The following is a 14,987-nucleotide window of genomic DNA, read 5'->3' as shown; positions in this document are numbered from 1 at the left end:
AACATGACAGTGATTTGTCGCGACGAAGACAGCGCGACGGTCGGCCGCGCAAGATTTGGATACGGCTGTTAACATACTTGAACTCCTCTCGCGCGGTGTCGCGCTACGATGCAGTTCGATCCACGAGGGCAGGGAGGCAATCATGCTCGATGGAGAGACGGCCGCAGTGCTTCGCGCGGTGCTCGACGAGGTCTGCGGAGGCGTGCCGCGCTCGGATACGACGAAGCGGACCAACGTCGCCTCTGGATTGCTGCAGGCCATTCGCGAGGGACGCTCGTCAATCGATGAGCTGCGCATCGCAGGCCAGGCCGCGTTGCGCACCGCCCCGAGCATGTGGCGCTAGGCGGTCTGATCGGGCAATCGCAGCGGCACGATTGTGCGTCGCACATTTGCAGACGTTAGTGCCGGAACTGACTTCGACGCGCATGCTCTCGCGAGCTGACGCGCCGACCGGCCGTCAGCGCAACCAGGAGAACCCCGCTACGACCCCAGCTCTCCATCCCTGAGCTGGGGTCACTTGTGTCGAACAGGGAGTGGAGCCACAGCGATCGAGTAGAGCGTCGAGGGCTCCTCGATCTCGTCCTCCGGTCACGTCCAGCCGCCATGATGGTGAAGGAACGTTCAGGAAAGTTCCGGTCCTGTTCCTGCAACATGCGCGGACGCCAGTCGTTATCACGGCGTACTAGAAAGGAGGATGCCATGACGAAGCTTACTTACGCTCTTGCCGCGGTTGCGGCACTCTCGATAGCGGCACCGACCGTTGCGAGCGCGCAGGGTGTGGGCATCTATGTCGGCGGGGACCACGGCTACTACAGCGATCGATATTATGGTGGTCCGCGCGTCGACGTATACCGGCATGACCGGGGCTGGCACCACGGCTGGTACAACCATCATCGCGACTACTACCGCGACCGCGGCTTCGTGATCCGTGGTCATGACTGGGACGACGACTAACGGTGTTGGTCGCACGTCGCGATCAGCAGATCGCGACGACCAATGAGGGCCTCGCTTCGGCGGGGCCCTTTTTATTGGCCTGCCGCATCGCGCCGGTTCGTCCGCGTAGGAACCTTGGCTTCTCCACCAGATTGTCAGGACGGGAAGGACGGAGGAGGTTTTCATGAACCAGTTGATTTATCTGGTCGGACTGATCGTGGTCATTTTGGCGATATTGTCGTTCTTCGGGCTGCGGTAGGCGCGTCATGGATAACGAGCGAGGGCTTGCCGTGTCCGCCGCCAACAGGACCGGGCTTCGGCTGCAATGGAGTCCGGTCATCGCCGGCGCGCTGGCTGCGGCGGCGCTGTCGGTGATCCTGATCGGCTTCGGCGCGGCGGTCGGGTTGGGTGTCAGTTCAAGCTCGCCGTCATGGCGCGACGCATCAGCCGCGCTCGCGTTGCTGTCGGGGCTGTATCTGATCCTGCAGGCATTGGTGAGCTTCGGCGTCGGCGGCTACATCGCCGGCCGGGCCCAGCGCGTGATCGGCGCGACGCCATCCGACGAGATCGACAGCCGCGACGGGCTTCACGGCCTGACCGCCTGGGCGCTCGCCGTCATCCTCGGTGCTACGATCGTCGCGCTGGTTGGCCTGTCAACCGCGCGTCCGGTGGTTCAGAACCGGCCATCTGCGACGGCCGCGGAGCCGCTGCTGAGCGCCGAGCTCGACCGCCTGTACCGGTCAGTGCGGCGTCCGGCCAATCTCGATATCGGCTATGAGCGGGCAGAGGCCGGTCGCATCCTGCTGACGAGCTCCAGCCGCAGTGGCGTCAGCTCCGACGATCGCAGCTATCTGATCCAGCAGGTGGCGGCCGCGACCGGTCTGCCTGCTGCGGAGGCGGAGAAACGCGTCGACAGCGTGATGGGCGATGCCAGGACCGCCATCCAGCGGTCGCGACGCAGCGCAGTGATCTTGGCTTTCTCGGTTGCGGCGGCGTTGCTGTTCGGTGCGGTCGCCGCGTGGGCCGCGGCCGGCGCGGGTGGCCGTCACCGCGACGGCGCCGCGCTGCCGGAGTGGATGGGCGGCAGGCCGACGACGGCCGTGCCGATTGTCTGATGCAGTTGTGAATGTCCTTCAAGGGAGACGATGATGGCAACGATCTTGGTGATGGACCACTCCGGCGACACGAGACAGCAGTTCGACCCCGACAACAGTGAGCAGCTGGCCTGGGCGAATGCTCGCTTCACCCAGCTCACGTCGGACGGCTACACCGCCGCAATCCGGCAAGCGACCGGAGAGGCGAAGTTGGTCCGCGCGCTCGATCCGACCGCCGAGGAAACCCTGTTCTATCCGAGGCTGGTCGGCGGCTGACGCCAATGCTCGCCCGTCTGCGCGAGATGTCCCTGCGGTCCGTGCTCCGGCGCGCCGCCGGCACGCTGGGTGCGACGCTGGCCGCGATCTGGGATCGCTGGCAGGCCTATGAGCGAATTGAGGCGCGCGGACTTGCGCTGCTGTCCGCGTGGCTGTCACCCGAGCAGCGGGCGCAGTTCGAAAAGTATAAGCGCTTCGACGTCATCGGCTCGGACTCCGGCAAGCGATACCGGATTTGCTACGGCACCTCGACCAACGTCTATGAGATGGACGGCGGCGATCGTATCGTGCTGGGCTGGTGCTTCCGGCCCGTCGGCGCGCTGGCGGCGGGCGACGTGATGCTTGCCCAGAAGATCGCGCTCGAAACCGACGAGCGCGGGACGCTCATGGTCGCGAAGCCATTCCCGAGCTCCATGCCGCCACGCGCAAATCTCCCTCCGGTCAGTTAGCGCTCGGTTCGCGCTGTCCCGCATGGCGCAAACTGTTGCGCGTTGCCGGGGAGGAACGTCGATCTTCCCGCCGGGTTGTCGGATGCCGACTTGCAATGGACCTCGTCATGCGCGTCAACACGTCGTCTTCGCTGAGCCTGATCTTCCGCTCCTACCTTGCGGACTTGCGACAATGGATGACGCGCCTCGTGACCGGCTACGCATTTGCGTGCAGCTTCATGCTGGCGGGTGCGGTCTCGCTTCTGATCGCGACCGGGATCGGGGTTGGCGCGGCTTTCCACGCCCTTGAAATGCATTACGGCATCTGGATCGCATATGCCGCGATCGGCGGCGCCTTTGTCCTCCTCGGGATCCTGGGGCTCGTCATGGGCCGCGTGCTGCTCGCGCGTCCTGCGCCGGCCGTGCCGCGCCCGGGCCGACAGGCCGACATGCTCAAGCGCGCGATCGCAGTGCCCGTCGCCGCGCGGCTGATCGCCACCACGCGGACGGGAGCAGGGGCGAGCGTAGATCCCACCACCCGCGCACTGGCCGCCGGAGCTGCAATCATGCTTGTCGGCTGGTTTGCTGCATCGCGCGCCCGGCGTCAGCGCGATGCGATCCAGGACTAGCGATGGGTACGCTGCGCAATTGGCCGAACGACCTGATGCTCGCCGGTGCAACGGCTCTGGCGACGTTGGCGATCGCTCGCCAGCTGTCCCGATCGGAGCGGCCGTCCGCTCGGGAGCAGGGCGTCGAACCCGCGCTGGCCGAAACGCAAGATCGTGGACGGCTCGCCGACACGCCGCTCGAGATTCCGACTGCCGGCTGGAAGGACATTCTGCTGCGCACCTATCAGCAGATCGACGAGGACCGTCTGCTGGCAACCGCGGCCGGCGTCGTGTTCTATGGCCTGCTCGCGATCTTCCCGGCGATCACCGCGCTGGTCTCGAGCTACGGCCTGTTCGCCGATCCGTCCACGATCTCATCGAACCTGCAGAGCCTGGCGCTGATGCTGCCGGAAGGCTCGTTTGCGATCGTCCAGGACCAGATCGCGCGCGTGCTCGCGAAGGGGACCTCGACGCTCGGCCTGACCTTTGCCGCCGGCCTGCTGATCGCGATCTGGAGCGCCAATGCCGGCATGAAGGCGATCTTCGATGCGCTCAACGTCGTCTATGACGAGAAGGAAAAGCGCAGCTTCGTCAAACTGAATCTGATGTCCCTCTCGTTCACGATCGCCGGGCTGATTTCCATCATGCTGATGGTCGGAGCGGTGGTCGTCGTCCCGCTTCTGCTACAGCAGGTCGGACTGGGCACGACCGCCGAGCTCGTCATCCGGTTCGGACGGTGGCCGATCCTGGTGCTCCTGCTCCTCACCGCGCTCGCGGTGCTGTACCGCTATGGTCCGAGCCGAACCAGGCCGCGCTGGCAGTGGCTCAGCGTCGGCGCCGTCGCAGCGGCCGTGCTGTGGCTGGCCGGTTCGGTGCTGCTCTCCTGGTATCTGGCGAACTTCGGCGATTACAACGCGACCTATGGCTCGCTGGGGGCGGCCATCGGTCTGATGACGTGGATGTGGATGTCCGCCATCATCGTGCTGTGCGGGGCAGAGCTGAATTCAGAGATCGAGCATCAGACCATGCTCGATTCGACCGAGGGCCGCCGCAAGCCGCTCGGAGCGCGTGGCGCAACCATGGCCGACACGGTCGGCAGGGCGTCTTAGCCGGCGCAGACCCCGCAGCAGCGCACCCGGCAATGAGCATAGGAACCAACGGCATGACCCGCGCTTATGCCAAAATGGTTGAGATCAACGTGCTGGAAAAACCGATCGAGCGGATCAAGCAAACCTGCGAGCTGATGGGCATCGCGGACAGGTTCGACCGCGCGCTTCCCGAACTCGAGACCTTCCTCGAAGCCGAGATCGCGCAGGGCGAAGTCCGCGAGTCGAAGCTGACCCTTGATGGACTTTGCTACCTGCGCCAGCTGCTGGCGCAGGCGTGAGGTATCGACATGGCATTCTCTGAGGAAATGAACCGATGCGTCGAGACCTGTCTGTCCTGCTATAGGACCTGCCTCGGCACGGCCATGAACCATTGTCTCGTCACCGGCGGCAAGCATGTCGAGCCGGCGCATTTCCGATTGATGATGGCTTGTGCGGAAATGTGCCGGACGGCGGCCCATTTCATGCTGATCAACACCCCGCACCACAAGCACACCTGCCGGGAATGCGCGGAGATCTGTGGTGAATGCGCCGAGGATTGCGAGCGCGTCGCCGGCATGGACGAATGCGTGGCGATGTGCCGTGCGTGCGCGGAATCCTGCCGCAAGATGGCGGCCTGACGGCGCGAGCTCCCCGTTCGGTCAATCGGAGCTGACGTAATGGGCGCGCCAGAGCAGCGCCGTGACGATCAGGGCGATGACCCCGGCGGCAATCACGATCCACGGTACATAGTCGGCCATTGGCGCACCTGACGCTCCGCTTCGCGAGCCGGGCCTTTGCGAGCCAGGGCCGCGAAGCGGAGCCGTGTAAGTCTAGAGTTGCGCGTGTTGGGTGGTCGGGCGTGAGGTCTGGCTGAGCGCCATGCCCGTACCATCGCTGGCCTGGATCAGGGCGATATCCCCGAGGGCGATGATTCCGACCAGGCGCTTGTCCCGGCTCAGCACCGGCAGGCGCCGAACCTGGATCGCACCCATGTTCTGCGCGATGTCGTCGAGCTCCTGATCCTCGAAACAATACTTCACCTCGGCCGTCATGGCGTCGCCGACCCGCGAGTCGGGGCCGCGCCCCATTCCGATGCCGCGAAGCGCGATCTCGCGGTCCGTGATCATGCCGACCAGGCGCTCGCTATCGGTAACCGGCAGCAGGCCGACGCCAAGCGCTGCCATCGCTTCTGCAGCATCGCGGAGCGTATCGTCGGGGGTGCACAGCTGGACGTCAGGTGTCATCGCGTCGCAAACCTTCATGATAGCCTCTCCATTTGGCTGGTTGCGTCAACGGCCTAACGATGCCGCCCGGAACGGCGTTCCTAACAAGGCGAGGCGGATGGCAATGTTGGTCCAGGTCGGATGAAGCGGCATGTCCCGCTCCGTGCCTAGGCTACGCCGGGATAGGTCGCCGACTTCAGCAGGCGTGCAGGATGTGCCGCGTTGGCCGCAAGCATGGTGGTGGTCTGCACAGTCTTGTCGTAGGGCTTTTTGAGGTCCTTGTAGTGGGTCGGGGAGGGATCCTTGCCCCGCTTCAGCGTGTAGTTCAGCGCAATGGCTTTCAACGATCGGATGGCATCGCGTCGGCTCGTCTCTTTGGCAGCCAATGCAGGCTGGAACCGTTCGTTCCTATTGCGAACGCCGCCGAGGAACGGTGGCGCCGAGTAGCGCGCAAAGCCGTTTGGCATCCGCCGGCGCTGCGCTCTTCTGGTCGTTGTCGAAATAGACATAGATGTCGCATCCCTGCCGCTTCCAGCCGCGGATGCGTTTGGCCCAGTCGGAAAGCTCGGCCGGCTTGTAGTGCCCGCGATATCGGCCGCCCGGGCCGTGGCCGCGGACGTAGACGAAATCCGCGGTCCGTTTCCACGGCGCCGGCGCGTCGTGGTGATCGGAAATGCAGAGCGCGATATTGCGATCCGCCAGCAGCTTCAGGATATGCGGCTCGTACCAGCTGGGGTGGCGGAATTCGAACGCATAGCGCCGCCGCCGCTTCAACAGCTTCAGGAACGAGGCTAGCCGATCGGCATCGATCGTGAAGTTCGGCGGCAGCTGAAACAGGACCGGGCCGGCCTTGTTGCGCAGCAACGACAGACGCTCTTCCAGCAATTGGAGACTGTTGACCGAGTTCGCGGAGAGGCGCTTCCAGTGCGTGATGAATTTCGACGCCTTCCAGGCGAAGACGAAATCCGCATCGGTCGCATCGCGCCAGCCTGTCACCGCCTGTTCGGTCGGCGTGCGGTAGAAGACGCCGTTCAGCTCAGTCGTCGGAAACTGCGTCGCGTAGTAGTCGAGTTGCCGCTTGAGCGGCAAGCCCTTGGGAAAGAACGGACCGCGCCAGGACGAATAGTGCCAGCCGGAGGTGCCAATCAATACGAGCGCCATGCGATGGTCCAAGCGGTGGATCAAGCCTTCGCTTTAAGGCTTGGTGATCCCGTCGCGCTCGGCAAGGTCGGCTTCCCAACCGAACACCGAGCGGCCGTCGAGCGAAGGAGAACGGGCCCGCTCGTTCGCGACAAACGCCTCGAAGGAGGGGCCGGTGGCGGTTCGTTCCAATCTGCGGGCCTGATCGTCGAGCCGCTTCAGCGCCTGCATCTCCTCATCGCGGCCGAGCTTTGCCTGCTGCACGGCCGACTTCAGCACGCGGATGGTCTCGTCATAGACCTTGATCGGCACCGGGAAGGGATGACGGTCCTTGCCGCCATGGGCGAGCGAGAAGCGCGCCGGGTCGCGGAAGCGATAGGGCGTCCCGTGAACGACCTCGGCGACCATCGCGAGCGACTGCACCGTGCGGGCGCCGACGCCGGGCGTCAGCAGCAGCTCGGGAAAATCCAGCGGCCCGCGATCGGCAGCCGCGGCCAGGGTGCCGTGCAGGCGGCGCACGAACACGTCGCTCGAGCGCACGTCGTGATGCGCGGGCATGATCAGGTGGAGGAGATCCGGTTGCGCGGTCGCGCTCTCCGTCAGCTCGGCATATTCGCGCGTGATGCCGTCCGGCCCCAGCGCAGCGAGCAGATCGAGCTGCGCCTGGCGCGAGCCTTCGGCGCGGTGATCGGTGAGATTGACGATCTCGCCCTGCGTCGGGCCGTCGATCGCGCTGTGCGGCTCGTCGACGAAGCTACGCAGGCCTTCGGAGTGCCAGTGATAGCGGCGGGCCTGCCGCTTGTCGCCGTTCATGCCTTGCTGGACGACGGTCCATTTGCCGTCGTCGGTGACGAAGAAACCATGCAGGTAGAGCTCGAATCCGTCCTGCACCGCGGCGCTGTCGACCTTGGCCACCAGCCGGCTCGCGCGGGTTAGGGCGGCACCGTCGAATCCGACGCGGTCGCCGAGGGCGGACAGTTCATCGGGCGTGCGGCGCGAGTGCTTGCCGCGCCCGCCGCAGACGTGGATTCCGAGCTCGCCCTGCAGCGGCGCCAGACCTCGCTTCAGCGCACCGATGACGCTGGTGGTGATGCCGGACGAGTGCCAGTCCATGCCCATCACGGCGCCGAACGACTGGAACCAGAACGGATGCGACAGTCGCTGCAAAAAGGCATCGCGGCCGTAATGGTGGACGACGGCCTGCGTGATGATGCCACCCAGCGTCGCCATGCGCGCCGCCAGCCATGGCGGCACGCGGCCGCCATGGAGCGGAAGATCGGCGCTGCCGGTGCGTCGGGCCATCGGGCTCCCAGATTGCTGAATCGGCGTCCAATCTACCAGCAAATGCGAGCATGTGTACAAAGCGGACGTCGCTTCATCGCGCGTCTGGTCAGGCGGCTTCGGCGTTGATGCCGCTGACGGCAAGCTTGGTGAGCGCTTCATCCGTCTTCTTTTCCTCGGCCAGGGTCTGGTCGATGAGCTTGACCGCATCCTTCATGCTGAGCCGGTTGGCCCAAGCCTTCAAGGTGCCGTAGCGGGCGATCTCGTAATGTTCGACCGCCTGGGCTGCCGAGAGCAGGCCCGCGTCGAGCGCCGGCGTGTCGGCATACTCCTCCATGATCTCCTTACCCTCGTCGATGATCCCCTCGATGGCGTCGCACTTCTTGCCGCGCGCCGGCTTGCCCATCAGGTCGAAGATCTGCTCGAGCCGCTCGATCTGTCCTTCGGTCTCGTCATGATGCTTCTCGAACGCCGCACGCAGATCGTCGGACTCGGCGGCCTTGGCCATCCGCGGCAACGCCTTCAGTATCTGCTTTTCCGCGTAATAAATGTCCTTGAGGGTATCGAGGAAGAGGGCGCTGAGATCCTTGTCCGGCATTGGTCGCTCCGTGTGTTGGGTGAATAGTCCGGAGTGCCAACACGAGTGCGGAAAGCAAGTTCCTATCCTTGATCGATGCGTGGCAAAGCGCCTCGTCGGCCGTCGCACATTCGAGCGGGTCACGATGGAGCTTGGTCGGATTGCGAAGTCTGGATTGCGAAGTCTTGCCGCAACGTGCCTTCGGAACGAAGCCTCGGCCGGCCCGTTGGTCGGTCTCATCGTTCAAGGGAGAACCGCAATGGATTGGAATCGTGTCGAAGGCAACTGGAAGCAGGTCAAGGGCAAGGTCAAGGAGCAGTGGGGCAAGCTCACCGATGACGATCTCGATGTGATCGACGGCAAGCAGGACCAGCTCGAGGGCCGTCTGCAGCAGCGCTACGGCTATGCCAAGGATCAAGCCGCCAAGGAAGTGAACGACTGGTACGGCCGCCAGAAATGGTGAACGGGACCGCGTTCCGGGCCCCGCTTCGGCGGGGCCTTTCGCGGCCTGGGCGGCTGAGCTTGCGTGTGACGGCATCCGGTCGGCGCGCGCAGGAGTGAGCGATGGGACAGCTTCTGAGCCCGCCAGGTCCGCGCGCGGCGCACCTTTGCATCGATATGCAGCGGCTGTTCGAGCCCGGAGCGCCCTGGGCGACGCCCTGGATGGACCGCGTGCTGCCGCGCATCATCGAGCTGGCACGGCATGCGCCTGAACGTACCGTGTTCACCCGCTTCATTCCGCCGCGCTCGAAGCACGACGCGCGAGGGATTTGGCGGGCTTATTATGAGAAATGGGAATGCGTGACCCGCGAGCGGCTCGATCCGGAGTTGATCGAGCTCGTGCCGGCGCTCGCCGCCTGTGTGCCGCCGGCCGCCATCGTCGACCGGCCGATCTACAACGCGTTCGGCAACGGGCGCCTGCAAGCTCATCTGGATGCGCATGGGATCGATACGGTGATCGTGTCGGGCGGCGAGACCGACGTGTGCGTGCTCGCCACCGTGCTGGCCGCGATCGATATCGGCTACCGGGTGATCGTGGCCGAGGACGCCTTGTGCAGCTCTTCCGATCAAAGCCATGACGCGCTGCTGCAGCTCTATGCCGAACGCTTCAGCATCCAGATCGAGGTGGCATCCACGGCCGATATCCTCCGGATGTGGACCCTCGACGACTGAAGCGACAACGGGCCGAAACGAGGTACCGGTATCAGGGCAATCGGAGCAGGGGTGGCAATACCTACTTCCTGGGGCTGAGCTGACGCTGGCGATGCGTAGCTGCGAGGCAGGCGTGCCGGCTCATCGCTCAACCGCTGGAAGGTAGGACTGGGCCGTCGATCTGTCAGACGGAGCCAAGGTTCCTGATTCTCGGCGTCACGGCGAAGGTGAGCGGAGCTATGGGATAGCTGCCGGTGATCGTAGCCACGCCCATATCCATAATTCGCATAAGGTATATTATGGAATATTTATATCTACAATTAGATCAGATATTTAGTGGGAAATCTTCGCACTGGTCCGCAAGTTGGCGTGTATGCTGATGTGTCCTGAACGGTCGCCTAGCCGGTGCTGGTGCCGCAGCGATGCACGCGCGCGCATCTCGTCTGAAAGCCGATATTGCCGCCGCGTACGGACGCTGCAATAAGCCCCAGCTGTGCAGAGATCGCTGGTGACCCCGCGGCATCAGGTCCGTATAGGATGGCATCTCAGAACAACAACAAGCCTCTTGAGGGAGCAACCAATGAGCTTTTCACGACGCACGCTGCTGAAGGTTTCCGCCGCTTCCGCCGTCCTCGGCGGGATCGGCGCGCCCTATGTCGCGCGCGCCCAGTCGGCCGAATTCTCTTACAAGTTCGCCAACAACCTGCCGGAGTCGCATCCGTTCGTGGCGCGCGCCCGGGAGATGGCCGCGGCGATCAAGACCGAGACCAACGGCCGGTTTGACCTGCAGGTGTTCCCGAACAGCCAGCTCGGTTCCGATACCGACATGCTGAGCCAGGTGCGCTCCGGCGGCGTCGAGTTCTTCACGCTGTCCGGCCTGATCCTGGCAACCCTGGTGCCGGCCGCCTCGATCAACGGCATCGGCTTCGCATTCCCGGACTATCCCACGGTCTGGAAGGCCATGGACGGCGAGCTCGGCGCCTATGTGCGCGGCGAGATCAACAAGGCCGGCCTCGAGGTCATGGAGAAGATCTGGGACAACGGCTTCCGGCAGACCACATCGTCGACCAAGCCGATCACCGGTCCCGACGACCTCAAGGGCTTCAAGATCCGCGTGCCGGTGTCGCCGCTGTGGACCTCGATGTTCAAGGCGTTCGATGCATCGCCCGCCTCGATCAATTTCAGCGAGGTCTATTCGGCGCTGCAGACCAAGATCGTCGAAGGCCAGGAAAACCCGCTGGCGCTGATCTCGGCGGCGAAGCTCTACGAGGTGCAGAAATACTGCTCGATGACCAACCACATGTGGGACGGCTTCTGGTTCCTGATGAACCGCCGGGCCTGGGCGGCGCTGCCGGACGATATCAAGACCATCGTCGCCAAGAACGTCAACGCGGCGGCCGTCAAGGAGCGTGAGGACACCGAGAAGCTGAACGCCACCGTGAAGCAGGAGCTCACGGGCAAGGGGCTCGTCTTCAACCAGCCCGAGGTCGGGCCGTTCCGCGACAAGCTCCGCGCCGCCGGCTTCTACGCCGAGTGGAAGGGCAAGTACGGCGAGAAGGCCTGGGATCTGCTCGAGAAGTCCGTCGGCAAACTGTCCTGATCGATCAAAGCAGGAGGCTTGCCATGGCTCATGTCGAGATGACGCCGGCCGTGGCCGGCGAGGCGGCGTCGCAGCCCCCTCGCCGCCGCTCCGTTCTCGGTTCCATCGACGCGGCGCTCGGAATGCTGGTGGAAATCCCGGCGGCGATCCTTGTCGTCGCCGAGGTCGTGATTCTGTTCGCCGGCGTGGTGTCGCGCTACGTGCTCCATGCGCCGCTGATCTGGTCCGACGAACTGGCGTCGATCCTGTTCCTGTGGCTCGCGATGCTCGGCTCGGCAGTTGCGTTCCGCCGCGGCGAGCACATGCGGATGACGGCGCTGGTCGCAAGCGCGGGACCGCGGCTCTGGGCCTATCTCGATGTGATCGCGACCTGCGCCGCGCTGGCGTTCCTGATCCTGATCGTGCGGCCGGCCTATGAATATGCCTACGAGGAAAGCTTCATCACCACGCCGGCGCTGCAGATATCCAACACCTGGCGCGCGGCGGCGCTGCCGGTCGGCACCTGCCTGATGGCGCTGTTCGCGCTGCTGCGGCTGGCGCGGGTCGGCGATTTCAGGACCTTCCTGCTGGCCGCGCTGACCGTAGCTGCGCTGATCGGGCTGTTCTGGCTGGCACAGCCGATGCTGCGGCCGCTCGGCAATCTCAACCTGATCATCTTCTTCGTCGGCGTGGTCGGCTTCTGCGTGTTCGCCGGCGTGCCGATCGGCTTTGCCTTCGGCATGGCGATCTTCGGCTATCTGGCGCTGACGACCCGAACGCCGCTGATGGTACTGGTCGGCCGGATGGACGAGGGCATGAGCCATCTGATCCTGCTGTCGGTGCCGCTGTTCGTCTTCCTCGGTCTCCTGATCGAGATGACCGGCATGGCGCGGGCCATGGTGGCGTTCCTGGCGAGCCTGCTCGGCCATGTCCGCGGCGGCCTGCATTACGTGCTGGTCGGCGCCATGTATCTGGTCTCCGGCATCTCCGGATCGAAGGCCGCCGACATGGCCGCGGTCGCGCCCGTGCTGTTCCCGGAGATGAAGCAGCGCGGCGCCAAGCCGGGCGATCTGGTCGCCCTGCTCGCCGCCACCGGCGCGCAGACCGAAACCATTCCGCCGAGCCTCGTGCTGATCACGATCGGCTCGGTGACCGGCGTCTCGATCTCGGCGCTGTTCACCGGCGGCCTGCTGCCCGGCGTGGTGCTGGCGATCACGCTGTCGGGGCTGGTGTGGTGGCGCTACCGCGGCGAAGACCGCAGCCACGTCCAGCGCGCCACCGGCAGCGAGATCGGCAAGGCGTTGGTGTTCGCCCTGCCCGCATTGGCCCTGCCCTTCGTGATCCGCTACGCCGTGGTCGAAGGCATCGCCACCGCCACCGAAGTGTCGACCATCGGCATCGTCTACGCCTTCGTCATCGGCCTCTTGATCTACCGCCAGTTCAACTGGCGACGTCTGTTGCCGATGCTGATCGACACGGCATGCCTGTCGGGGGCGATCCTGTTCATCATCGGTACCGCGACCGGCATGGCCTGGGGCCTGACCCAGTCCGGCTTCTCGCGGGCGCTGGCGGCGGCGATGACCGGGCTGCCGGGCGGTTCAGCGACCTTCATTGCGGTCTCGATCCTGGCCTTCGTGATCCTCGGCAGCGTGCTCGAGGGCATCCCGGCGATCGTGCTGTTCGGGCCGCTGCTGTTTCCGATTGCGCACCAGGTCGGCGTCCACGAGGTGCACTACGCCATGATCATCATCCTGGCGATGGGCATCGGGCTGTTCGCGCCGCCGTTCGGGGTCGGCTATTATGCCGCCTGCGCCATCGGGCGCGTCGATCCGGCCGAGGGTATCCGGCCGATCTGGGGTTACATGCTGGCGCTGTTGATCGGCCTGATCATCGTCGCCATCTTCCCCTGGATATCGATCGGTTTCCTGTAAAGCACCTTGCGGATGGGATAGAGCCATGAGTGCAGCTCAGAACCAGTACTCGATCGGGTTGGACAAGACGCCGGCCAACTACGTGCCGCTCTCGCCGCTGAGCTTCCTGGCGCGGTCGGCCGCCGTCTATCCCGACCATCTCAGCGCGGTCTATGAGGGCCGCAGCTTCACCTGGAAAGAGACCTACGAGCGCTGCAGGCGCTTTGCGTCCTATCTCGCGGGCCGTGGCATCGGCCATGGCGACACGGTCGCGGCGATGCTGCCGAACATCCCGGCGATGAACGAATTGCACTTCGCGGTGCCGATGACCGGCGCGGTGCTCAACGCGCTCAACATCCGCCTCGACGCGGCATCGATCGCGTTCCAGCTCGAGCATGGCGGCGCAAAGATCATTCTGGTCGATCCCGAATTCTCCGGCGTGATCGCGGAGGCCCTGACCCTGATGAAGGGCGCAAAGCCGTTCGTGATCGACGTCGATGACGCGGCCTTTGGCGGCGGCAAGCGGATCGGCGAGATCGAGTATGAGGCAGCCGTCGCGGCGGGCGATCCCGGCTTCGTGGAACGGCCGCCGGCCGACGAATGGGACGCGATCGCGCTGAGCTATACGTCGGGCACGACGGGCAATCCCAAGGGCGTCGTGACGCATCACCGCGGCGCCTATCTCAACGCGGTCAGCAACATCCTCGCCGGCAATCTCGGCCAGCATCCGGTCTATCTCTGGACGCTGCCGATGTTTCATTGCAACGGCTGGTGCTTCCCCTGGACGATCGCGGCGGCCGCCGGCGTCAATGTCTGCCTGCGCAAGGTCGACCCGGCCAAGATCTTCGAACTGATCCCGAGGCACGGCGTCACCCACATGTGCGGCGCGCCGATCGTCTACAACACGCTGATCAACGCGCCCGATGCGCCAAAGGGTGGCAAGGCAAAGCCCGTCGTCGGCCTGATCGCCGGCGCGGCGCCGCCGGTTGCGGTGCTCGAGGGTGGCGAGCGCATCGGCATCAAGCTGACCCACGTCTACGGGCTGACCGAGGTCTATGGCCCCGCCTCCGTCTGCGCCGAGCAGCCGGGCTGGGACGAGCTGTCGGCTGATGCGCGCGCGCAGCTGAAGCGGCGCCAGGGCGTGTCCTATCCGCTGCAGGAAGGCGTCACGGTGCTCGATCCCGAGACCATGCGCGAGGTGCCGCGCGACGGCGAGACCATCGGCGAGGTCATGTTCCGCGGCAACATCGTGATGAAGGGTTACCTGAAGAACGCGACGGCGACGCAGGAAGCCTTTGCCGGCGGCTGGTTTCACACCGGCGATCTCGGCGTGCTCGACGAGCACGGCTACGTCATCATCAAGGACCGCTCCAAGGACATCATCATCTCCGGCGGCGAGAACGTCTCCTCCGTCGAGGTCGAGGACATCCTCTACAAGCACCCGGCCGTGCTGTTTGCGGCAGTCGTGGCCAAGCCCGACCCGAAATGGGGTGAAGTGCCCTGTGCCTTCATCGAGCTGAAGGACGGCGCCAAGGCGACCGAGGCCGAGATCATCGCCTATTGCCGCGAGCACATGTCGGGGTTCAAGACGCCGAAATCCGTGGTGTTCGGCGTGATCCCGAAGACCTCGACCGGCAAGATCCAGAAATTCCTGCTGCGCAACCAGGTCGGATCCGCCAAGGCGATCTCGGCCTGAGT

General features: G+C 64.9%; 19 protein-coding genes. 14 read left to right on the top strand and 5 right to left on the bottom strand.

What is annotated here, in order from left to right; genetic code table 11:
* The first annotated feature begins 142 nt into the window (after positions 1 to 142).
* The 9 genes from ACZBJS_RS14335 to ACZBJS_RS14295 all read left to right on the top strand — a co-directional run bounded on the left by ACZBJS_RS14335 (position 143) and on the right by ACZBJS_RS14295 (position 5,065).
* A complete protein-coding gene (locus ACZBJS_RS14335) occupies positions 143 to 343 on the top strand; it encodes a hypothetical protein (protein ID WP_028331978.1) in 201 nt (66 codons plus the stop codon).
* A 356-nt stretch (positions 344 to 699) separates the two neighbouring features.
* On the top strand, positions 700 to 954 hold the full coding sequence (locus tag ACZBJS_RS14330) for a hypothetical protein (RefSeq protein ID WP_168856399.1): 255 nt from the start codon (positions 700 to 702) through the stop codon (positions 952 to 954).
* Positions 955 to 1,199: 245 nt separating this feature from the next.
* Positions 1,200 to 2,048 carry a hypothetical protein gene (locus tag ACZBJS_RS14325; protein WP_168856398.1) on the top strand — a complete coding sequence of 283 codons (849 nt, stop codon included), beginning with the start codon at positions 1,200 to 1,202 and terminating at the stop codon, positions 2,046 to 2,048.
* Positions 2,049 to 2,081: 33 nt separating this feature from the next.
* A complete protein-coding gene (locus ACZBJS_RS14320) occupies positions 2,082 to 2,303 on the top strand; it encodes a hypothetical protein (RefSeq protein ID WP_050385371.1) in 222 nt (73 codons plus the stop codon).
* Positions 2,304 to 2,308: 5 nt separating this feature from the next.
* A complete protein-coding gene (locus ACZBJS_RS14315; RefSeq protein WP_233475468.1) occupies positions 2,309 to 2,752 on the top strand; it encodes a hypothetical protein in 444 nt (147 codons plus the stop codon).
* Between the two features lie 35 nt (positions 2,753 to 2,787).
* Positions 2,788 to 3,360 (top strand): hypothetical protein, encoded by a 573-nt coding sequence (locus ACZBJS_RS14310; RefSeq protein WP_463438840.1) that lies wholly within the window; start codon positions 2,788 to 2,790, stop codon positions 3,358 to 3,360.
* A gap of 2 nt (positions 3,361 to 3,362) precedes the next feature.
* Positions 3,363 to 4,448, top strand: coding sequence for a YihY/virulence factor BrkB family protein (locus tag ACZBJS_RS14305; protein WP_168856395.1), 1,086 nt, complete (start codon positions 3,363 to 3,365; stop codon positions 4,446 to 4,448).
* A 53-nt stretch (positions 4,449 to 4,501) separates the two neighbouring features.
* Complete coding sequence (locus ACZBJS_RS14300) at positions 4,502 to 4,726, top strand: hypothetical protein (protein WP_028331984.1); 225 nt, start codon at positions 4,502 to 4,504, stop codon at positions 4,724 to 4,726.
* Between the two features lie 9 nt (positions 4,727 to 4,735).
* Entirely contained in the window at positions 4,736 to 5,065 is a 330-nt protein-coding gene (locus ACZBJS_RS14295; RefSeq protein WP_316398948.1) for a four-helix bundle copper-binding protein, read from the top strand.
* Between the two features lie 192 nt (positions 5,066 to 5,257).
* Here the strand turns inward: ACZBJS_RS14295 and ACZBJS_RS14290 are convergent, their stop codons facing one another.
* The 5 genes from ACZBJS_RS14290 to ACZBJS_RS14270 form a co-directional block, all read right to left on the bottom strand.
* A complete protein-coding gene (locus tag ACZBJS_RS14290) occupies positions 5,258 to 5,689 on the bottom strand; it encodes a CBS domain-containing protein (RefSeq protein ID WP_316398949.1) in 432 nt (143 codons plus the stop codon).
* A 128-nt stretch (positions 5,690 to 5,817) separates the two neighbouring features.
* Positions 5,818 to 5,994, bottom strand: coding sequence for a hypothetical protein (locus tag ACZBJS_RS14285; RefSeq protein ID WP_158074202.1), 177 nt, complete (start codon positions 5,992 to 5,994; stop codon positions 5,818 to 5,820).
* Positions 5,995 to 6,058: 64 nt separating this feature from the next.
* A complete protein-coding gene (locus tag ACZBJS_RS14280; protein ID WP_316398950.1) occupies positions 6,059 to 6,811 on the bottom strand; it encodes a DUF72 domain-containing protein in 753 nt (250 codons plus the stop codon).
* Positions 6,812 to 6,844: 33 nt separating this feature from the next.
* A complete protein-coding gene (locus tag ACZBJS_RS14275; RefSeq protein WP_168856393.1) occupies positions 6,845 to 8,092 on the bottom strand; it encodes a DUF763 domain-containing protein in 1,248 nt (415 codons plus the stop codon).
* An 88-nt stretch (positions 8,093 to 8,180) separates the two neighbouring features.
* Positions 8,181 to 8,669, bottom strand: coding sequence for a YciE/YciF ferroxidase family protein (locus ACZBJS_RS14270; RefSeq protein ID WP_028344048.1), 489 nt, complete (start codon positions 8,667 to 8,669; stop codon positions 8,181 to 8,183).
* 238 nt (positions 8,670 to 8,907) lie between these two features.
* Here ACZBJS_RS14270 and ACZBJS_RS14265 point away from each other — a divergent pair, with 238 nt between their 5' ends.
* The 5 genes from ACZBJS_RS14265 (at position 8,908) to ACZBJS_RS14245 (ending at position 14,985) form a co-directional block, all read left to right on the top strand.
* Positions 8,908 to 9,111, top strand: coding sequence for a CsbD family protein (locus ACZBJS_RS14265; protein WP_028331989.1), 204 nt, complete (start codon positions 8,908 to 8,910; stop codon positions 9,109 to 9,111).
* 101 nt (positions 9,112 to 9,212) lie between these two features.
* Positions 9,213 to 9,821, top strand: coding sequence for a cysteine hydrolase family protein (locus tag ACZBJS_RS14260; RefSeq protein ID WP_316398951.1), 609 nt, complete (start codon positions 9,213 to 9,215; stop codon positions 9,819 to 9,821).
* 559 nt (positions 9,822 to 10,380) lie between these two features.
* Positions 10,381 to 11,400, top strand: a complete 1,020-nt coding sequence (locus tag ACZBJS_RS14255; protein WP_018271684.1) for a TRAP transporter substrate-binding protein — start codon at positions 10,381 to 10,383, stop codon at positions 11,398 to 11,400.
* Between the two features lie 23 nt (positions 11,401 to 11,423).
* Positions 11,424 to 13,310 (top strand): TRAP transporter large permease, encoded by a 1,887-nt coding sequence (locus tag ACZBJS_RS14250; protein WP_076828829.1) that lies wholly within the window; start codon positions 11,424 to 11,426, stop codon positions 13,308 to 13,310.
* A gap of 25 nt (positions 13,311 to 13,335) precedes the next feature.
* Positions 13,336 to 14,985 carry an acyl-CoA synthetase gene (locus ACZBJS_RS14245; RefSeq protein WP_310884697.1) on the top strand — a complete coding sequence of 550 codons (1,650 nt, stop codon included), beginning with the start codon at positions 13,336 to 13,338 and terminating at the stop codon, positions 14,983 to 14,985.
* The last annotated feature ends 2 nt before the right edge of the window (positions 14,986 to 14,987 follow it).

The organism is Bradyrhizobium sp. KZN70725 (assembly GCF_055264925.1).
This window is presented reverse-complemented; position numbering and strand designations above follow the sequence as displayed.